The sequence below is a fragment of the Haloferax sp. KTX1 genome (assembly GCF_902410085.1).
GTDB classification, from domain to species: domain Archaea; phylum Halobacteriota; class Halobacteria; order Halobacteriales; family Haloferacaceae; genus Haloferax; species Haloferax massiliensis.
This window is the reverse complement of record NZ_CABPRH010000017.1, coordinates 20,244-40,990: the sequence shown is the minus strand read 5'-3', so window position 1 is coordinate 40,990 and position 20,747 is coordinate 20,244. Positions and strand designations below refer to the sequence as shown.

12 protein-coding genes are annotated in these 20,747 nt (G+C 65.3%); 6 read left to right on the top strand and 6 right to left on the bottom strand.

From position 1 onward, the window contains the following. Positions 1–85 precede the first annotated feature (85 nt). Positions 86–766, top strand: a complete 681-nt coding sequence (locus FY251_RS19135; protein WP_148416593.1) for a helix-turn-helix domain-containing protein — start codon at positions 86–88, stop codon at positions 764–766. A 149-nt stretch (positions 767–915) separates the two neighbouring features. Then, positions 916–1,317, top strand: coding sequence for a cupin domain-containing protein (locus tag FY251_RS19130; RefSeq protein ID WP_148416592.1), 402 nt, complete (start codon positions 916–918; stop codon positions 1,315–1,317). A gap of 704 nt (positions 1,318–2,021) precedes the next feature. On the opposite strand, the gene FY251_RS19125 is transcribed toward FY251_RS19130, so the two are convergent. Together FY251_RS19125 and FY251_RS19120 are read right to left on the bottom strand one after the other, a co-directional pair. After that, complete coding sequence (locus FY251_RS19125) at positions 2,022–3,347, bottom strand: AI-2E family transporter (protein ID WP_255516756.1); 1,326 nt, start codon at positions 3,345–3,347, stop codon at positions 2,022–2,024. Positions 3,348–3,759: 412 nt separating this feature from the next. Continuing rightward, the gene (locus tag FY251_RS19120) at positions 3,760–4,386 is read right to left on the bottom strand and encodes an HdeD family acid-resistance protein (RefSeq protein ID WP_148416591.1); all 627 of its coding nucleotides are present in this window, start codon (positions 4,384–4,386) and stop codon (positions 3,760–3,762) included. 245 nt (positions 4,387–4,631) lie between these two features. On the opposite strand from FY251_RS19120, the gene FY251_RS19115 reads away from it, so the two are divergent. Then, positions 4,632–5,234, top strand: a complete 603-nt coding sequence (locus tag FY251_RS19115; protein WP_148416590.1) for a hypothetical protein — start codon at positions 4,632–4,634, stop codon at positions 5,232–5,234. Beyond that, complete coding sequence (locus FY251_RS19110) at positions 5,231–5,899, top strand: hypothetical protein (protein ID WP_148416589.1); 669 nt, start codon at positions 5,231–5,233, stop codon at positions 5,897–5,899. The genes FY251_RS19115 and FY251_RS19110 overlap by 4 nt, the downstream gene beginning before the upstream one ends. Positions 5,900–5,977: 78 nt before the next feature. On the opposite strand, the gene FY251_RS19105 is transcribed toward FY251_RS19110, so the two are convergent. After that, a complete protein-coding gene (locus FY251_RS19105) occupies positions 5,978–7,693 on the bottom strand; it encodes a sodium:proton antiporter (RefSeq protein ID WP_148416588.1) in 1,716 nt (571 codons plus the stop codon). Positions 7,694–7,917: 224 nt separating this feature from the next. On the opposite strand from FY251_RS19105, the gene FY251_RS19100 reads away from it, so the two are divergent. Both FY251_RS19100 and FY251_RS19095 read left to right on the top strand, forming a co-directional pair. Further along, positions 7,918–10,236, top strand: a complete 2,319-nt coding sequence (locus tag FY251_RS19100; RefSeq protein WP_148416587.1) for an arylsulfatase — start codon at positions 7,918–7,920, stop codon at positions 10,234–10,236. Between the two features lie 18 nt (positions 10,237–10,254). Next, positions 10,255–11,139 (top strand): bile acid:sodium symporter, encoded by an 885-nt coding sequence (locus tag FY251_RS19095; protein ID WP_148416586.1) that lies wholly within the window; start codon positions 10,255–10,257, stop codon positions 11,137–11,139. 613 nt (positions 11,140–11,752) lie between these two features. Here FY251_RS19095 and FY251_RS19090 read toward each other — a convergent pair. From FY251_RS19090 to FY251_RS19080, 3 genes are all read right to left on the bottom strand, one after another. Next, on the bottom strand, positions 11,753–12,520 hold the full coding sequence (locus tag FY251_RS19090; protein ID WP_148416585.1) for a winged helix-turn-helix domain-containing protein: 768 nt from the start codon (positions 12,518–12,520) through the stop codon (positions 11,753–11,755). 77 nt (positions 12,521–12,597) lie between these two features. Next, on the bottom strand, positions 12,598–15,735 hold the full coding sequence (locus FY251_RS19085; protein ID WP_148416584.1) for a PKD domain-containing protein: 3,138 nt from the start codon (positions 15,733–15,735) through the stop codon (positions 12,598–12,600). Between the two features lie 317 nt (positions 15,736–16,052). After that, positions 16,053–19,574, bottom strand: coding sequence for a bacterio-opsin activator domain-containing protein (locus FY251_RS19080; RefSeq protein WP_148416583.1), 3,522 nt, complete (start codon positions 19,572–19,574; stop codon positions 16,053–16,055). Positions 19,575–20,747 lie beyond the last annotated feature (1,173 nt).

Here is a 20,747-nt window from a genome sequence, read left to right as displayed (position 1 = left end):
ACGTCGGGTGGGAAACTCGCTCGACGGTTCGGCGTTCGGCTGAACCGACCGAACAGGAGTTATACGGCTCGACCCAATGGTGTGTATGGCTATCGTCGCAGAGATTTTCCTGTCGTCGGAGGCGCTCCCGCTCGTCGAGTTGGCTCGGGCGCTTCCGAACCGGGAGATTTCGCTCTCGCAGCTGATCCGGTTGGAGGGCTCCCGGTACCTGTTTATGATCTGTATCGCGGCCGACGCGCGGGCGGCGTTCGAAGCCGCGGCGAGCGAGCAATCGGATATCGTCGACGTGATTCCCATCGGCGAAACGCCGGACGGCTGGTTCTATCAGGTCGTCACCGAGCGAGACTCGGACGTGCTCGAATCGCACGACCCGACGCAGTTCGAGGGCGTACTGATGGAAGCGCGAATAACCGGGGACGGCTGGATCGAACGGAAGGTGTTCGCCGACTACGACGCGCTCAGCACCCTGCGAGACCGCTGTGAGGTGTATGAACTTCCCTTCGAACTCCTCAGCATCTCGTTGAACCCCGAGAACCCGTCCGAGCGGGCGCAGTTCGGCCTGACCGACAGGCAGTTCGAGGCGATACGCACCGCCTTTTCGCTCGGCTACTACGACGCCCCGCGGACCGCCTCGACGGCCGAGGTCGCACGGGAACTCGGCATCTCGGCACCCGCCCTGTCGGATTTACTTCGGCGGGCGGAACACCGACTCATCGGTCAAACGGTGGCGAATGGGAGCGCCCTGAAACCCATCGCCGGGCGGTAGCTGAGGCGGTCAGTTTTCGGCCTCCGCGGATTCGCCGGGGGACGAGGCAACCGACTTGGTCGGGCGGGGACCGCCGCGAGGGGATATTTAAACTAACGTACTGATTAGCATCGAATCCAAGTTACGGGACGACGAACTAGAAACGAGATATGGAGATAACAAACGGCAATTCGCTCCCGACCTTCGAAGGGCCCGACGACTGGTTCACCGGTGACGTTCGAATCGACGCCCTGTTCAACCCACAGGACGACGCCCGCGCCGCCGCGGCGAGCGTCACGTTCGAACCCGGTGCGCGCACCGCGTGGCACACTCATCCGCTGGGACAGCAACTCGTCATCACGAGCGGCTACGGCCTCGTCCAGAGCGAGGGTGGCCCGATAGCGGAGGTCCGCGCGGGCGACGTCGTCTGGTTCCCGCCGGGCGAAAAACACTGGCACGGCGCGCAGCCGGAGAAGGCAATGACGCACATCGCCGTCCAAGAGGAACTCGACGGCGAGGCAGTCACCTGGTTGGACCACGTCACCGACGACGAGTACGTCGACACCGAGTGACACCAGTCCGTCTGACCGACGCGCCGCGCGGATGAAGTCTGACGCGGGCGCGTAGTCTCGACCGGGTCTTTCCCAAGCGCGGGAGCCGCTACCTCAGAGTAATCAAGCGCTCCGCGGCGGCGACCGGGGTCCGGAACGCGACTGAATAGCTGGCCTGACGCCCCGATTACTCTGTCTGTGCGTACCGACGCCACGATATGAATGCGTTAACCATTCAATACTACTCCCCGTACAGTAGTTGCTGTTGTAATTACCCCACCATATACTTCGTCGGGGAATGACGGTTTAGTATTCGAGGAGGAGTGGGGCACTGAGCATACAATCAGTCTTTGGTCACTTACCTACAAAATATACGAGTATCGAAACATTATTGCGGTATCTCGTTTACAACCTAGTCAATTGATATCAGCGACAGTTGCGAATCAACCGGTACTCTCCCACTAGCTGAGCAACTCACTACAATTCTAAGCAGAATATTGTGTCCGATATGTGCTATACTATCGGCGTGGATTCGAGTGTCGCTCTCTGCGGACACGCTGTTCGGCGGCCCGTGGAAGGAACGACGGCGGGCGAATCGAGAGGCAGGTCGAAATGACCGACCGCCCCGGACGGTATATCGGATACCGCGATATCGAAGGGTGCAGCCAGTCGCCACCGCGGTTTCGAAGAACGGGAGACCAGCCGACGCTCCGCCGCCACGTCGATTACTGGTCGCTTTTCGTCCCCTCGACTGAGTCGGTGACGTGCTCGTCGTCCGCCGAACTGTCGTTGGCGACTCCGCCCGTCAGGAGCGACTCGGTCGGCGCGCTCGTCTCTGGTCCCCCTTCGGGCGACTCCCCGGAGAGACCCGGTGTCGCGACGAGGGGGCGCTCCGGGTGGAGTAGCCACGGGAAGACCATCCGTCCGAACTCGAACGTCACGACGAACAGCAACGGGGCCAAGAAGATGCCGTACCAGCCGAAAAGCAGCGGACCGACGGTGTACGCGAGCATCACCGCTCCGACGTGGAGGGTTCGCCCGCTGACGTACGGACGGAGCACCTGGTCCGGGATGTAGTCCACGATGACGAACGAGACGAGGAGGAAGACGACGGGGAACCAGAGCGCCTCCGGGTCCAGCCAGAGCGCGCGTCCGAGGAGGTAGGCGGCGACCGGCCAGGTCACGAGTTTGATGCCGATGACCGGAACGAGGCTCGCGATGCCGACGAGCAGACCGAGGAAGGCCGCCTGGGGAATCCCGACGCCGGGGGGTGCAAAGAGGTTGAGAGCCGTGTACACCACCGCCGCGAGGACCCCGGTCAACAGCGCGTTCAGGATGTTGCCGAAGTAGACGTTGTGGAGGTCGCTGTCGACCGCCGTGAAGTACGTGTCCAGCACTCCGCCGTCTTCGATGAAGTTGGCCCGCGCCCAGCGGGCGAGGCGATAGTCGTCCCGCAGGAGATAGAAGACGAAGATGAGGACGATGAAGCCGTGGATACCGGCGTTGAACACCACTCCAAGCCAAGAGAGCACGGAGCCGAGTATCTCGCCGAGAATCGGCCCGAACTGGAGGTCCGCGAGTCGGCTCGGGTCCGCGAGAACCTCGTCGACGAACCGCCCCGTCTCGGCGACGAGCGCGGTGAAGTCGAAGTAGGGCTGCAGGAGCACCTCGAAGTCGCCGAAGGCGTCCGATTCGAGCAGTTCGTTCAGCGACCCCGCGAGAATCGCGAACGCCCAGCCGACCACGAAGAGCAGCGGGAGTGCCACCGTCACCAACGTCACGGCGACGGCGACGGTCCGCGATTCGATGCGAGCGTTGATGCGTCTGAATACCGGGCGCGTGACGTAGTACACGAACAGGCCGATGACGACGGTCCCGACGAACCGCCAGCCGAGGTAGATGAGCTCAAAGACGAGGGCGATGGCGACGAACCAGAGAGCCACACGCGCCCGTTCGAACGAGACCGACCGGAGCGCCGCCGCGAGTCGCTCCAGCGGTGAGTCGTCCGTCGGTGCCGACGCCGTCGAGTCGCGGGTGGGTTCTTCCGGCATGAGTGTGTGAGCGGGCGCTTACCCGCGGAATACACGTCATACGACGCGAGTCCGACAGATAGCTCTTTCCGCGGCGATGAGGGACCGTACGTCACCGATGCGAGACACGCCCGTCGGGACACCAGCGAGGCGGCGCTCGGGGTAACAGCCGGGGGATAACCGAGAGTCATCGGTTCGGTGCCGCGTGGACGCTCCGAGTCGGCCCGAACGCGGTCTCTTGCGGTTGTTCGGAACGTCAGAACTTACAGAATTATGTATGTAATGGAAACTACGTTTTCGTTTACATTTATTTCGGGACACCGGCCCGCTCTGCTTCGCAAACTACCGGAGGGAGCGAGGCCGGACGGTGTGTCAACTGACGAGAACAGCGCAGAAATTGGAGGGGTACACCAGGTCGAGCGCCGCGGGGGCCTCAGACACCCGTATCGGGACGGGTCACCGACGGCGACGACGCGACATCGGTCGTTCTAGCGCCGTTCCCGACGACAATCATCGACAGGCCGGTCGCGAGGAGGTTGACGCCGAATAACAGTCCGAGCGCCCACGCGGCGGTCGCGGGGAACCCCACGAAGAGGAGTCCGGCGAGAACTAACGAGAGCGCGCCGCTCACCGCGGACCAGACCCAACCCCGCTCGCTCCGGAGCGACCACGCGAAGTACAGGAGGACGACGCCCTCGACCGCGAAGTACGAGACGATGAGGAGCGTCAGGGTCGCCAGCGTAAGGACGGGATTGACCAGCATCACGAGGCCGGCGACGAGGAGGACGACGGCGAGGACGATTTCGCCGAGCGCGCCCTTCCAGCCGGGTGCCGAGAAGGCGTGTGCGACGTGGGCGAACCCGGCGACCGCGAGCGCGGCACCGAAGAACAGTCCGACGCTCAGCGAGGAAAGCAGGGGAAAGAGTATCGCACCGAACCCGAGGACTGCGAGCAGGCCGCCGACGACCATCAGCGTCCGGCCCTCGTTCTGGAGCGCGTTCGATAGCGATACCTCGGACGTGGCGGGCATCTCCGACTCCGCCTGCGTGTCAGTGCTCATAGCGACAAGTTGGTGTACGACGGACCGGACAATAAAGGGAAAGCGCACTGGTCGTGAAACTCTGCGGTCGCTGAATACCGGAGCGTTCCGACCCGTCCAGTCGTCTCTGGTGCCGTCGACTGACCGCTGGCGACCACACGCGACGACGCGAGAATCTTTATTAATATTCGCAGTGAATAGTCGGTACCGTACGAACCCGCAGAGCGGAGCCACGGACGGACTCCCTCGGTGGTCGGTGCCTACCCATGAGTCAACAGCTACCCGAAGCGTGGTTTGTGAAATCCGAGCGAACGAACGCGGTCATCGCTTGGATACTCGTCGCGCTACTCGTCGGAATCGCGGCGTTGAGCCTCCGAAACGGCCTGTTGGTACACGCGACAGTCGCCGGGGTCGCGGCCGTCGTCGCCGTCGTGCCGGCGATCACCGACGGGGACTGGACGCGGACCGTCTCTTGGCCCCTCTTGCTCCTCGCGTCGCTTCCGCTCGCGGTCGGAGCGGTCCAACCGTCGTTCTTCCGCGACGTCGTCGTCGGTCTCAGTGTCGCCACCCTCGCGATGCTCGTGGTCGTCGCGCTCCAGCTGACGACGACGGTCCGGATGACGCCGGGGTTCGCAATCGTCTTCGTCGTGCTGACGACGCTCGCGACGACCGGGTTCTGGACCGTCGGCTCCGCCGCCTCGGCCGCGTATCTCGGGACGAGATTCGTCGAGACCAACGACGAACTCATGGTGATTTTCACCGCGGCGTTGCTCGCGGGTGTCACGGCAGGGCTGGTCTTCCGCTGGTACTTCCGCCGGCAACTCGCCGCGAACCTCGAACGCGGTCCCGACGAGGGGGTGGCGGGATGATTCAAGAACGAGGGTCGAGCGTCTCGCTCACCGCCCAGCGAGCCGTCACTCGCGTGCTACAGGTTCTGATGCTTCTCATCTTCGCCGTCGGCGTCTTCTACGGGAACTCGGGCGTCGCCGTCAACGCCGCGGTCGGGTTGCTCGTGACGCTCCTCCCGGCGGTCATCGAGCGCAGATACGCGTTCACGATGCACGTCGGAATCGTCCTCTGGATTACCGTCGCGATGTTCCTGCACGCGCTGGGAACGCTTCCGCTGCCCGGCCTCGACTTCCTGAGCGCGTACACGGCGGTCTGGTGGTGGGACCATATGACCCACGCGCTGTCGTCGTCGCTCGTCGCGGGGGCCGCCTACGCCGTGACTCGAACCTTCCAAGCGCGGACGGCGCACGTCAACATGCCGCCGAAGTTCATGTTCGCGTACCTCCTCGTGTTCGTCATGGCGTTCGGCGTCCTGTGGGAGCTCCTGGAGTTCTACATCAGCGTCGCGGCCCGGGCGTTCGGCACCGCGGAGGTACTCACGCAGTACGGCCTCGACGATACCGTCCTCGACCTGTGTTACAACACGCTCGGCGGTCTACTGGTCGCCGCCTTCGGGACGGCCCACCTGACCGGTCTCTCCGCGGACCTCGCGGAGAGGCTCGAAGGCAGGTCGCCGAACCGGTGAGCCGGGGTGAGCCGAGAGCCGAGCCCTGCGTCGATGCCGTTGGGAGTCGTCAGGGTCGTCGGGTTGCGTCAGGTGGCGTCAGAACCCCTCCGTTTCCTCGCCGATAGTTGCGTCGTCGTCCCGCTCGGCATCGAGGCCGACTTGTTCGAGTTGGTGACGCCAGTAGGGGTCCCGACCCGGTCTCGACCCGGGAACTGTCCCTTCGTCGGAGAGGGCGTGGTCGATGTCCGCTTCGACGTCACGCAACAAGCGGTCGCCGACCTCCTGACCTATCTCTCCTCGCTTGATTGCCCCGCGAATCGCCTCGAACTCCGCGATGAGGATGCGATGGCGCCCGAGTCGTTCCTCGTGTTCTCGAATGTCCGGATACCGCGCGAGGAGGGATTCGACGGCGGCTTCGAGTTCGAGGCGTTCGCGTTTGTACGCCGTCGTGAGGTCATCGAAGACGCTCGTCGGAATGCGGTCCTGTTCGAGCAGTCGCTCCGCGGTATCGAGCGCGGCGTCGACGCCGTGCAAGCGGCCGACGAGCGCCTCGTAGAGCCGTTGCGACGGCCGTTGTCCGCTGATTCCGACGCGACTGATGACGGCTCCCATCGTCGGCCCGTTGACGAGGAGCGTGAACGCGGCGACGCCGAACACCAGCGCCGAAAGCTGCTCTGCGAGAGGGCCGGCGAACTCCTCTGCGAACCCGAGGACGAGCGCGACAGAGACCGATGCGTGGATACCGCTCCAGACGAGCACGTGCTGGTAGCCGCGGGGAATCGCGGGGCTCGACCACCGATTGAGGAGTTCGACGAGCGGGTAGACGACCACCGCCCGCGCGAGGAACACGAAGACGATGGCGGCGGCGATTTGAACACCGTATTCGAGAAGCAGGTCGAAGGGCGTGATAACCCCGAGCGCGACGAAGACGAGCGTGTTGGCGATAAACGCCGCGTACTCCCAGACCGCGCCGACGGTGTAACTCGTCTCGGGGGAAACCGCCGTGCGGCTCAGGCGACTCGCAAGGACGACACCGGCGGTCAGCGTGCCGATGACACCGCTACTGCCGAGAATGTCGAGGAAGATGAAGACGCCGTAGGCGACGAGAAACGAGAGGACAACCGCGATTAGCTCGTCGTCCGCCCGCGAGACGAGGGCGTACCCGACGTACCCGGCCGCGGCCCCGACGAGCGCCCCGCCGACGAGCGCGACGACGATGCCGAGACCGACGTCGGTGATGAACGCGCCGATAGTGGTGAACTCCCGGACCGTGAGCCCCCGCGACCTCGCCTCGACGAACACCGCGAGGACCGACGAATAGACCACGATAGAGACGCCGTCGTTCAAGAGGCTCTCACCCTCGACGAGGATGTTGAGTCGCTCGGGAACGCCGAGGTCTTCGAAGATGGCGAGGACCGACACGGGGTCGGTCGGCATGATAATCGCACCGAAGAGAATCGCGACCGCCAGCGAGAACCCGAACGCGAACTGTCCCACGACGGCGATGAGCGCGATGGAGAACAGCAGTCCGACGACCGCGAGCACCAGTATCGGAACGAGGTTCTCGCGGAACGCCTCGACGTCGATCCCGATTGCGTCGTTGAATATCAGGGCCGGGAGCAGCGCCAGCAGGATGAGGTCGGACGTGAGAGCGACCTCGACGGGCGAACCGAGCACGGAGATGAGTAACCCGGCAAGTAGCAGTCCGGTCGTGTACTGCAGACGGGTGTATCGAACCGTGAGCAGACCGGCGACTGCGGCGACCCCGAACAGGTACAGCAGCGTCAGTAACTGCTCTTCGACCCCGGCCATGACTCGTATTCGATTCAAATATAGATAAATGGTTCTGTGCCGACACGACCGGCTATCGACAGATGATGCCCGCCCAGACAGTTGTCGGCGGCTGACTATACAATTGTCATCGAAATAGATTTAATAGACGACACATCGATAGTTTCGTTGTCATTGGCTGCTGCACAAACTGTCCGTCCGCGACAGTAACTCGGTGCTGATGCAACGACCAGAACGTCCAGACCATGTCCCAGCAAGAGTTTCACGGCCGAATCGGCCGCACGTACGACGAATCAGAACCCTGGTGGCCCGAGCCGACCCGAGCATCGGAGACCGCTCCGAACGTCCTCATGGTCGTCCTCGACGACGTCGGATTCGGCCAGTTGGGCTGTTACGGCGGCCTCGCCGACACTCCGAACATCGATAGACTCGCCGAGAACGGCCTCCAGTACAGCAACTTCCACACGACCGCGCTCTGTTCGCCCACGCGCTCGTGTCTCTTGACCGGGCGCAACCACCACTCGAACGCGATGGGCGGTATCACCGAGATATCGACGGGGTTCCCCGGCTATAACGGCCACGTTCCCCACGAGAACGGCTTCCTCTCGGAGGTGCTCGGCCAACAGGGCTACAGCACCTTCGCCGTCGGGAAGTGGCACCTCGCCCCGGCGGAGGCGACGAGCGGGGCCGGTCCGTACGACGGCTGGCCGCTCGGCCGCGGGTTCGAACGCTACTACGGCTTCCTCGGCGGCGACACCGACCAGTACACCCCGTCGCTCGTCTACGACAACCACCAGGTCGACCCCCCGGCGACGGCGGCCGAGGGCTATCACCTCACCGAGGACCTCGCACAGCGGGCCATCGAGTTTATCGGCGACGCCAAGCAGGTCGACCCCGAAAAGCCCTTTTTCACGTACTTCTGTCCCGGCGCGTGTCACGCGCCGCACCAAGTGCCGAGGGAGTGGGCCGACAAGTACGCCGGGGAGTTCGACATGGGGTGGGACGCGGCCCGCGAGCGGATTCTGGAGCGACAAATCGAACTGGGCGTCGTTCCCGAAGGAACCGAGCTCTCGCCCCAGAACCCGGACGTTCGGCGATGGGACACCCTCTCCGACGACGAACAGCGACTCTACGCGCGGATGATGGAGGTGTTCGCGGGCTTCCTCGAACACACCGACGCGCAGGTCGGAAAACTCCTCGACTACCTCGAAGAACTCGGCGAGTTGGAGAACACGCTCGTCGTGATGGTCTCGGACAACGGGGCGAGCGCCGAGGGCGGCCCGACCGGGTCCGTCGACGAGAACCGCTTTTTCAACAACGTCCCGGAGAGCCTCGAAGACAACCTCGAAGCGATGGACGAACTCGGCGGCCCGAACTACTTCAACCACTACCCGTGGGGCTGGACGTGGGCCGGTAACACCCCGTTCCAACGCTGGAAGCGCGAGACGCACCGCGGCGGCGCGAGCGACCCGATGGTCGTCTCGTGGCCCGCGGGTATCGACGCGGCGGGCGAGATACGGAGCCAGTTCGTCCACGCCATCGACGTCGTCCCGACGGTTCTGGAACTGCTCGGCGTGGCGGCTCCCGACGAGATACGGGGCATCGCCCAGTCTCCCATCGAAGGGACGAGTTTCGCGTACACGTTCGACGACCCCGACGCGCCCGAACGGCACACGAGCCAGTACTTCGAGATGTTCGCGTACCGGGCGGTCTACCACGACGGATGGCGGGCCGTTCACCCGTGGCCGCTCGGCGATGAGATTACCGCCGAAGACCTCTCGACCACCTCGCTCGCGGACTCCGACTGGGAGCTGTACCACGTCGCCGAAGACTTCTCGGAGGCCCACGACGTCGCCGCCGACCACCCCGAGAAACTGCTCGAACTCGTCCAGTTGTGGTGGACCGAGGCCGGTAAGTACGACGTCTTGCCGCTCGACGGGCGGAGCGTCCAGCGCTTCGTCGAGGAGCGCCCGGAGCCGGGTCGCCCCCGCGAACAGTACGTCTACTACCCCGGCGGCCAGTACGTCCCCGAGAACGCCGCGGTCAAGGTGCTCAACCGAAGCCACAGCATCACCGCGGACGTGACCATCCCAGAGGGCGGCGCGGAGGGGACCCTCCTCGCCCACGGCTCTCGCTCCGGCGGGTACTCGCTGTACGTCGAAGACGACCGCCTGCACTACGCCTACAACTACGTCGGCGTCGAGGAGTACGACGTCGTCGCCGAGACGCGCGTCCCGGAGGGCGAAGTCAGCCTCCGGATGGAGTTCGAGGCCACCGGCGAGGCGGACCCCGCCGAGGGGAAGGGCGCGCCCGGGACGGTCCGACTCTACTACGACGACGAACGGGTCGGCGAGGGAACGATTCCCCGGACGCTCCCGATAACGATGGGGCTCACCGCGGGATTGAGCTGTGGCCGCGACGCGCTCAGCACCGTCACCGCGGCGTACCGCGAGCGAGTGCCGTTCGCGTTCACTGGCGACATCGCCCGGGTGACCGTCGACGTCAGCGGAGATGCGTTCGTTCACCCCGAGGCCGAGATGGACCGCATCATGGCACAGGAGTAGCTCGGAGGACCACCGACGATGGCCGTCGTCCTCGAATCACTCGCAACGCTGTCGGTGTTGGTCTTCGTCGTGACCAGCATGCTTGCGATGGGGTTGAGCCTGACGCTCGACCAGATACTCGACCCGCTGAAGGACGTGGCCGTCGTGGCGAAAGCGCTCGCGGCGAACTTCGTGTTCGTCCCGGTGCTCGGGTACGCACTCGTCGCCGTCGTCCCGATGACCGAGGGGCAAGCCATCGGCCTGCTACTGCTTGCGACCGCGGCGGGAGCACCGTTCCTCCCGAAACTCGTCGAGGTGGCGAAGGGGAACGTCGCGTTCGGCGTCGGGGTGATGGTGCTCCTGATGGTGACGACGGTGGCGTACGTCCCGTTGGTGTTACCGCTTTTGCTGCCGGGCGTTCAGGTGAATCCATTCGACATCGCGAACTCGCTGATACTGCTGATGCTCCTCCCGCTCGCCCTCGGACTGGTGGTGAACGCCCGCTACGCCGACCTCGCCGCGAGCGTCCAACCCATCATGGCGCAGACGTCGACCACCGCGCTGGTGTTCCTCGTCGTGCTCATGCTGGTGTTGAACGTCCAGAACCTGCTGGCCGTCCTCGGGACGGGCGTGCTCGTCGCCCTGCTGGCGTTCGTCGCCGGGGCGTTCGCCATCGGCTATCTCCTCGGCGGCGACGCGACCGACCGGAAATCGGTGCTGGGGCTGGGAACGGCACAGCGGAATATCTCCGCCGCGTTAGTCGTCGGGGCGCAGAACTTCCAGGACCCGGACGTGCTGACCGTCCTCCTCGTCGGCGCGCTGGTGATGCTCGCGGCGCTGATGGTTGCGAGCGGCGAACTCGGTAAGCGAACCCCGCGAGAACGGGGCCAATCGGCTCAGACCACGGAGTCTGTCGACGACTGATACGAGCAGACGCCCACACTGGAACGAACAGTTCGGGGCGACGGTCGCGGAGCGCACGCGTCGTCACGGCGTCTCCCACCGTCATCGCGGTCGCTCAACGACTCGGACACACTCGCGCATCGAGGCCATCGGTCGTCCGTATCTCGACGCTGAGAGCGGTCCCCAAGCGGTCCCAATAACGGACGCTCATCTGATACGTCGGGGATTGATACGAGGGAATCTCCTCGAAGTCGACCGACGATAGCAAGTAGTATTGGGTAGAAACAACATTATTAATGGGTGAATCAGCGACTCGTGGTGTCGCGGTGTTCACGCGCTTCGCGATCGATTCCGACGGCTTCGTTACCCCGTCGAATCTATGAGAAACACGACTGTGAGGGGCGTTATCTGCCGTGTCTCGTTCGGACGGGTGGCACCGACTGTCCGGCTCCGGAACCCGCGGGTGAGATGCCGGTCGAACACCGAAGGACTCCACATAATTTATGCAATACTATACTGTCTGATCGCTTCGGTTCGCTCGACGGCAGAGCTCACCCGAGAATATAAATACTATGTCATTTTATCGGCCGAGACGGTATCGCGGTGGCGACGCGGGCGAGGGGAAGAGCCGCGGTCAGGCCACCAGTTCGCCAGCGTCACGGTACCGTTCGAATATCTCCTCCGCCCATGCGACGGCGTCGGGGTCGTCTGTCGTCGCGATGGCCGTCAGTGTGCCCCGACCGGCGTCGAAGGCCGTGAGGACGAGCGTGTCGTCGTAACAGGAGAAGTCGACGGCGACGTCGTCGACGACGTACGCGGCGGCGTTATCGTGAGCCAGTACCGTCGCGTGCAGTTCGCCGTGCTGTCGTTCGAGGCGGTCCAGTACCGCCGTCGGAAGCGCCCACTCGAACTCGACGCCGGCCTCGACTCGCTCGACCGTGCGAGCGAGCAGTCCGGGCGAGCCGAAACTCGTCGCGGCGCCACAGATTCGGTCACTGGTATCGGCGATGAGGGTGTCGAGGTGCTGTTCGACGGCGTAGGGGGCCTCGGGGTCGGCCTCAACGACGGTCGCGTCTGCGAACAGCCGCGTGTTTTCACGCAGTTCCGCCGCGTCGATGCGGGCTAACACCGGCCGGAGGCGTCTGGCACCGTCGACCGCTTCCCGGAACCCATCGACGCAGTCGAGCAGCGTGCTCCCGAGTCCGGTGAGGCGGTACCCGCCGTTGGCCTGTTCGACGAGTCCCCGCCGTTCGAGGTCGGTGGTCGCCCGATAGGCCGTCGTCCGCGAGCAACCGGCGCGCTCGGCGATGGTCGAACGGCCGACCGGGCCGTCCCGACAGGCAGCCAACACTGGAGCCCGCTGCAACAGCGTCGTGTCGCGGTCGAGGCCCGAGTAGTCCATATCAGTCGTGTCCGACCGATTCCATATAACGTTTCAGAAACGGGCCGCCGCTTCGGCCTCGAACCGAGAGCGCCCGGTCACCGACGCCGAACGACGGTCACCGCGAGCAGTATCGCCAGCAGCGTGCTGACGAGGCCGAACCCGGGGCCGTCGACGTCGGTCGAGAGCGCTGACCCTGTCGGAGTGTCGGTAGACGACTCCCGACCGTCTCGGGACGCGTCGGATTCTGAGGCGTTACCCGACGCGCCCGCCGGCGTCGAGGTATCCGAGCCCTCGACGACGACCGTCTCGATTACTGTCGCCGTTCGCCCCGCGTCGTTCGTCACCGCCAACTCGATCGGGTACGTCCCCGGTCGGTCGAGTCGCATCGTCACGGTCTCACCGGACCGACTACGTCCGTCGACGGACCACTCGTACCTGACGAGGTTCCCGTACGGCGTCGACGATCCGGTCGCGTCGAGTTCGAACGCTTCGCCGACCGAAACCGTCGTCGGCATCCCCGACACCGAGGCCTCGGGCGTTCCGACGACCGTTACTGCGAACGGGGAGAACCCGGTCGTCGCGGCACCGACCGTGACTGTGCGAGCCGTTCGGTTCACGACGCTCGCGTTCGATAGCCGCCAGCGCCCGTCGACGTGGTGCGCGACCCGGACGGCGGACGCGTTCGCGCCCACCGCCCGCAGGTCGGCCCGCGGAATCCGCATGTGAACGGTTGCGGACGCGTTCGCGGCCGATGGCGGCCCGAGTAGCTGGAGTGCGACGAGCAACCGCCCGGGGAGCGCTCCGGGGACGGACTCGCTCGTGGCGAATTCGACCACGGCGAAGTCACCGCGGACCTCGGTGTCGGGGGCGAATCGAATCCGGGACACGGTCGCGTTCCGCGTGAACGTCACCGAGGCGGGGCTGGAGCCGTCCGTCGGAAGCGACACCCGCTCGGCGTACGTCGGCGTCGCGTCCGCGGGCAAGTCGAACTGGCGTCGGATGTCGGACGCGTCGTCGAACGTCGAGCGGACGCCGTCGTTGGTCTGTCGGACGGTGAGCGTGACCGTCGCCTCGTCCGCCAGACCGGCTTCGTCGCTCACCGCGTAGGTGAACGAGTCCGTCCCGGTGAACCCGTCGTTCGGCGTGTACGCGAACGACCCGTTCGGGGCGAGTTCGAGCGCGCCGTTCGAGGGGGCGCTCACGACCGACGCCGAGAGCGCGTCCACCGCGTCTTCGGGGTCGCTATCGTTGGCGAGGAGTCCGCGCTCGGTCGTCACGTCGTACCGCGTCCCCGCGGGGATGGCGTACGAGTCGTCGCTCGCAGCCGGCGGCTCGTTCGAACCGTCCCGCGGTCCGTCGTCGTCGCCGCGGGCGAGCAGGACCGTCACCTCCAGCGTCTCCGTGTCGGTGTTTCCGCCGGCGTCGACGACGGTCAGGGTGACGGTGTACGTGCCGCGCCCCGCGTAGGTGTGACTCGGCGTCGCACCGGACGCGTTCGGCGACCCGTCGCCGAAGTTCCACCGATAGGACGCGATGCCGACGTTGTCGGTCGACGCCGAGGCGTCGAACGCGACCGGACTGCGCTGGTCCACCGGGTTCGAATCGCTCTCCGGCACGGCGACGGGTGCGGTGGTGTCGACGGTGTAGGTCTCGCCGGTCGCGTAGCTCCCGTCGGCGCTGCCGGACTTCCCGGCTTCGACCAGCGGGGTACCGTCGCTGTCGGTGATGCTGTCGTCGTCGACGAGGTCGAGCCGGAGGTCGCCGTCGCCGGAGACATCGGCGACGCCGACGGTGTACCGGTCGTCACCGCCGGCGACCGAGATGTCGCCGTCGTCGTTCGCCGCCGTCGCGGTTCCGGTCGTCGTCAGCGCGAAATCGCTCGCGTCGACGCCGGTGACGGGCTCCGAGAACGCCACGGTGAACGTCACGTTCCCGGCGGCGGTCACCCGCCCGGTCGGACTGGTCCGGGTAATCGATTCGACGGTGGGGTTTGCGATACCCTGCGCTCGCAGTTGGTCGCCCCGGTCGAGCGAACGCAGTATCGGGTAGCCGCCCGTCGCCGCGTCGGTGTCCCCGCGCTCGACGGTCTCCCACGTCCCCGAGAAATCGAGCGCGGTCAGGTTCGTTTCCGCGCTCGCGCCCCGCATCTCGGGGGCGGGGGCGGTGTCGGCCGTCGCGCCGAAGCCGCCGACCTCGGTCACCGTTATCGGGTCCCATCCAGTCCCATCATTCACGCTCGCCTCGTTCGTCGTTCCCACGTCCCAATAGGCCCGCTCCACGGTAACAGGACTAACGGCGGAGCCACCGACAATGCCACCGATTCCCTGCGTCTCGTCGCCGATGCTGAGGGCCCCGGTGGCGTAGGAACGCCGAACCGTTCCCCCGGGGGCCATCTGGTAGGACCCGAGCACCCCACCGACGTACCAGCTTCCGGAAACCGCTCCGGTGGCGTAGGAATCGGTTATCGCTCCGGTGGTGACGCCGACGAGCCCACCAACGGAAGCGCCATCGAAACTTCCCCCCTCTCCGACGACGGCTCTTGCGGCGAAGGAGCGATCGACCGTCCCCCGGTTGTAACCGACCAGTCCGCCAACCCAATCGGTCCCACGAGTTCGCTCCCCGCTCGCGGAGGAGCGACGAAGCGTTCCGTCGTTCCGGCCGACCAGGCCGCCGACCCGCTCGGTCCCGGTGGTCGCACCAGTGGCGTGGGCGTCCTCGATTGTCCCGTCGTTAAATCCGGTGAGCTGTCCGACCCTTCTCGCGCCGGTGACGGAGCCACCCGCGAGACTGACGTTCGTAATCGTTCCTCCCGACCCGACCTCACTGAACAGACCGACGGAGTACGTCCCCCCTCGGTCGATAGTGAGTTCCGAGACCGCGTGGCCGTTGCCGTCGAAGGTCCCAGCGAATTCGCTGTTCTCGTCTCCGACGGGGTCGAACCCGGCGCCGCCGTTCCAACTGCTCGTCTCGCTCGCGTCGATGTCTTCGGTCAGAACGTAGTTTTCCCCCAGTCCGTTCGTCTCGATACACTGGAGTTCGTCCACCGCGGCGACCTCGTAATAGGTCTCGCCCGAGACCGTTCGCGTGGACCACGAGAGGGCGGCACACTCGGATTCAGTCGGTGCATCGACCGCCGCTGCCGCGCCGGAGAACGCAGTGACGCCCGCGACCAGCGCGGATATCAGGAGGAGCGAACTCACGACCGCACGCAATCGCGTCTCGGAGCGACTCACGCTCCGCGCCTCCCGATACCCACGCCCGTTCCGGTACTCGGTCCCCGTCTGTTCACACTCGCTCCCGGTCGGGACCGAACGGGGGCGAGCGTGTTCGACGAACCCATCGAGTTCATTGTCGCGAGGACGGACAAGGCGAGTTTATACGCACCGATGGGACGTCGTTTCATGGGCGACACAGCGTTTCATCGAACGAACGGACTACGGGACGCGACGGCTGAATCTCGATGACAGGCCGGGGTCACGGCAATCGACGGGCCGCCGTCCCGGTCCGTCGTCGATGCCGGGAGCGCCGGGAAGTCGCCCCCGAAACGAGTCTAGGCAGACTCGAAGACCAGCGCACAGAGTCGTCGCTGGGATTCCCGGAGGTGGTAGGTGAACGTCGCCTGCGAGATATCGAGGACGGCGGCGAGGTCCGTGCCGGTCTGGACGCGCGGGGACTCGAAGTACCCGCTCTCGTAGGCCGTCTGGAGCACTTCGAGTTGCCGGGGCGTGAGGCGGTCTTCGAGGGTCATCCGGAGCGAGGACTGCGTTTCGAGGGGGCGGGTTCGCGTCGTCCGGGCGAGCAGTTCCAGGTCCGGCAGGTCCCGTCGGAGTTCGTCCAGGAACTCGCCGACGACTCCCGTCTCGGGGAGGTCCGCGACGACCGTGACGGTTCCCGCCTCGACGGCCACCGACCGGACGATTGCGTGCCGGGCGACCGGCACCGACACGAGCAGTTGGTCGGTCAGTCGGGCCCGAAACAGGCTCTCGTCCTCGCGCTCGTCGAGGCAGGTCAGGTCGTCGACGGAGAGAATCCGCTCGCCGGCGGCCGAGAGCTCGTCCGGGGCGATGCCGCTCGCTGTGAAGAACACGAGCAGTTCGTCGGTAGCGGTGCTGGGAACGAGCCCCTCGACGGTGATGTCGCAGTCGGTCTCCCGGGAGAGGCGCGCGAGCGGGGTCTCCGCGTTCCGCGTCCGGAACGTGAGTTCGACGACGCTGTCGGGCCGTCGCGTCGTTTGCGTCTCGGCGGCGTGAATCGTGTGGGCTATCGTCTGACCGAGTTCCGCGATCACCTCCGTCTCGCGGTCGTCCGGTCTCGGCGTCCGACCGTAAACGGTGAGGATACCGTACATCGACCCCTCGTAGACGAGCGGGACGGTGATACACGAGCGCGCGCCGCGTTCGAGGGCCGCTTCGCGCCACGAGGCCACGCGGGCGTCGACGGCGACGTCAGAGACGACCTGCATCTCGTGGGTCCGGTGGGCGGCGACGAGCGGGTCGTCGCCCGACGCGTCTCCCGCGGTGACCGTCCGGTCGTCCAGATAGCGACTGTCGATTCCGGACCAAGCCCGCGGCCGCAGCGTGTCCGACTCCCCGTCGTAGGCGGCGAGCCACGCCGACTCGTAGAGGTCCGAACGGGCCAACTGCTCGCAGACCGCCTCGTCGATCTCCTCGCGGGTGTCGGCCCCCACGAGCACTCGATCGATTCCCCGGATGAGACTGTTGAGTCGGTCGAGGCGCTGCAGTTCGTCGTTCTGCGCCTGCAGTCGATGTTCGCCCTCGGCGCGGTCCCACGCGGTTTCGAGCGTCGCCCCGAGGGTCTCGGCGAGCCCGACGACCCGTTCGTCGAAGGCGTGCGACTGCAGGGAGCCGACGCAGACGACCCCGTGTCTCCCCAGCGGGAGAAGCAACCGACTCCGCAGGGTCGCCCCGTCAGGGGCGGTCCCCTCGGCGAAGAGGTCGTTACTGACGGCGATTTCGTCGCCGACGAACGCCTGCCAGACGTGGTCGGAGATATCGTCGGGGTGCCGGACTGCGTCAGTCTCGCTGCCCGCGTTGAGAGCACTGGTCGCTTCGGTCAGGTCACCGTCCGCCTCGTCGTACCGCCAGAGGGCAGCGTACTCGACATCGAGCACGTCCACCGTGAGGTCTGCCACCCGGTCGTGGAGCGTCTCCGTGTCCACGTCTATCAGCTCCCTGCTCGCACCGGTGAGCCGTTCGAGCGCCCGCTGGGTGCGTTTGAGTTCGGAGATGTCGTTGAACAGCACGGCGACTTTGCGCTCGTCCGCGTCGCCGATGCGGAAGGCGTAGACGTTGTACCATCTATCGCCGATGTACTTCGCCTCGTTCTGGAACCGCTCCGGCTCACCCGTTCGGGCGATGCGACCGTAGATTTCGAACCAGTGGTCCTCGTGGTTCGGTTCGAGGTCTCGCATTCGCTCGCCTTCCGCGTCGGTCAGGCCGGTCTGGCTCTCGAAGGCCGGGTTCGTCTCCAAGAAGCGATAATCGACGGGGTCGTCGTCCTCGTCGAATATCACCTCGACGATGAAAAAGCCCTCGTCGATGGATTCGAACAGCGTGCGATAGCGCTCCTCGCTCTCGCGGAGGTCCTGCTTGGCGTGGGCGCGTTCGACGGCCCCCCACGTCCGCTCGGCCGTCTCCTCGACCATCGCGACCTCGGTGTCGGTCCATTCCCTCGCTGCGGACTCCGTGACCGAGAGGAACGCTTCGAGCGACCCGTCCTTGACGAGCGGGACGCCGACCCACGCGCGTATCTGTGCCCCCCGACACGTCTCCAGCGACGCTTCGCTCAGGGTCGGGGACGTTTCGAGGTCGTCTACGACGAGGGTTTCGCCCGCGCGGAATCCGTCGGTGACGTACTCGCCGTAGGAGTCGAGGCGGTGCTCGCCGGCGAGAGACGCCATCTCGTCGTGGTGGTAATCCGCGCGGACGACGTTCGTGTTCTCGTCGTCGAGCACTTCGCCGTACTGGACGCGGTCCGCGCCCAGTTCCTCGCAGAGGACGCGAGCGGCCTCCCGCTGTATCTCGACCGGGTCGGAAATCGAGCGAATCGCGTCGCTCAGCGCGAGCAGGAACTGTTCGCGTCGTTCGCGGCGCTTCTGTTCGGTGATGCCCGTCGACGTTCCGAACCACTCGGCGATTTCGCCGTCGTCGTCCAGCACCGGCACGGCGCGGGCGTGTACCCACCCCCGGGTTCCGTCCGCCTGCACCACCTGGTGTTCCAGTTCGAACGTGCTCTTGGTTTCGACGGCGTCTTGGATGGCCGCCATCACCCGCTCCCGTTCGTTCTCCGGGAGGTACTCTTCGAGCCACGTGCCCCGCCGGTCCTCCGTGTCGACGACGAAATCCTTGCCGTCGAGGTAGTGCATTTCGGTCCAGTCGGGGCTCATGCGGTAGACGACCTCGGACGTCGCCGTGACGAACGCATCCAGTCGGTCCTCGCGCGCTCGCAGTTCGGCTTCGGCCTCCTTGCGCTCGGTGATGTCGATGACGAACTCCACGTACCCGACCCCCTCCACCCGCCGCGATTCGAACAGCCCCCAGAAGCGCGAGCCGTCGGCGCGGTAGTACTGCTTCTCGTAGGGGACGCCGCTCCCGGTCCCGACGGTCTGCTCTACGTGTCGCTCGCTGTCCGGATGGAACTCCTCGGGCGTGAGCTCCCGCCAAGACGTCCCGATCGCCGCCTCGTAGTCGAGGTCGGCCATCTCCAGAAAGGCCCCGTTCGCGTCGCTAATCGTCATCTCCTCTCCCCAGACGACGACACCGACCAACGCGGAGTCGAAGACCGGGTGAGCGCGAATCCGCTCTCTCTCCTCCGGGGCCCCACCTGCCGGCGGGTCGGTAGCCGCGGGACGCCACCACACGCGGCTGTTCGCGCCGACCTTCTTCGTCCGTAGCACGCCGTCTTCGACGAGCGACGACAGTCGGTTATAGATCGTTCGCGTGGTGCAATCGTACCCCTCGGCGACCTCCGGTGTCGTCACCGGCGTCCCGGGCGGTCCGATGTCGTCGACCTTCGCCGCTACGTCGACAGCGGTCGGTGCAGCCGAAGTCATACAGTGAGGTTGTCATTCGTACTACAAATCAGTTCCGTCGATAGAAGATACACCGCCTCTCGTCGCGCCCGGCGTGTGGAGTACGGGAACGAGACATCGCTGACACCGATACGACGGCGAACTCTGTTGTCCCCGCGGGGAACGACCGCTGGCTAAAATGTTAGAGAGTTTGCGATAGTCAATCTGATATGCTAGTAAGTATCTTTTCACCCGATTCGAACGACTCTGTAGCGCATGTCGACTAATAGAGAGGACACGGGGTCGGGTGGGTGGTGGGTCGTCCACCGAGGGCAAACACCGAGAGGAAGCGCCGACCGCACGCACAGTCGCCCCGAGAAGGCGACGACGTGGCCAACCGGCGTTCAGACAGCGGGACGTGTCGTCTTCCAGACGGCGGGGATGCCGACTGCCACCGATCCATGACCCGAGGAGATAACCGTCGTCAGTCGGATCACGTCGTCGAGTTGATTGCGGTCTCGGATACGCTCGTGAATCCCCACCGAAACCGCATCCTACACGTGCTCCGGCGTCAGGGGACCCCGATTTCACTCGATACGCTGGCGACCGAGGTCGAGTGGGCAGGTGAACGCGGACCGGGTTCCGCAGCGCCGATTCCGTCGAAAGAAAAGTATACGCGACAACTGCACCACGTGCATCTGCCGAAACTGGACAGTTCGGGACTGATTCAGTACGATTCGACCGACCGAATCGTCGTGTCTCTAGACGAAGAATATCTCGGCCACCTTCTGAGAGTGGGACAACAGATACTCGCATCACTCGAAGAGGGCCGCGAGTGACACGTGACACACTGGTTGCGCGGGTCCGACGTACACTACAGCCACCTTTTCGGGAGACTAGCTAAGCGAGAGACGTATCCGAACGAGTAGTTTTCCCGCGCCGATTCGAGTCGCTCGGTCCGAAGTTCGAAGCGCGAGATGTTCGCGACGTTTCTTCGTCTCGGAGCGCGGCGTTACTTTTAATTGGATTGAAGTTAGAATAACACGGCTAGCCGTGTCATGACTGTGATGCGCTCTCGACCTCTCTCACGTCCCGAACTCGGAGGTTAAGAACCTCGAAAGAGGGGAACGCGCGGAACGTCGGGCGGCGTCGTCGACCGCCGGGCGATACGGGTCGGAGCACAACTGCTTTGGACGGCGAGAAAGTGGATTCCGG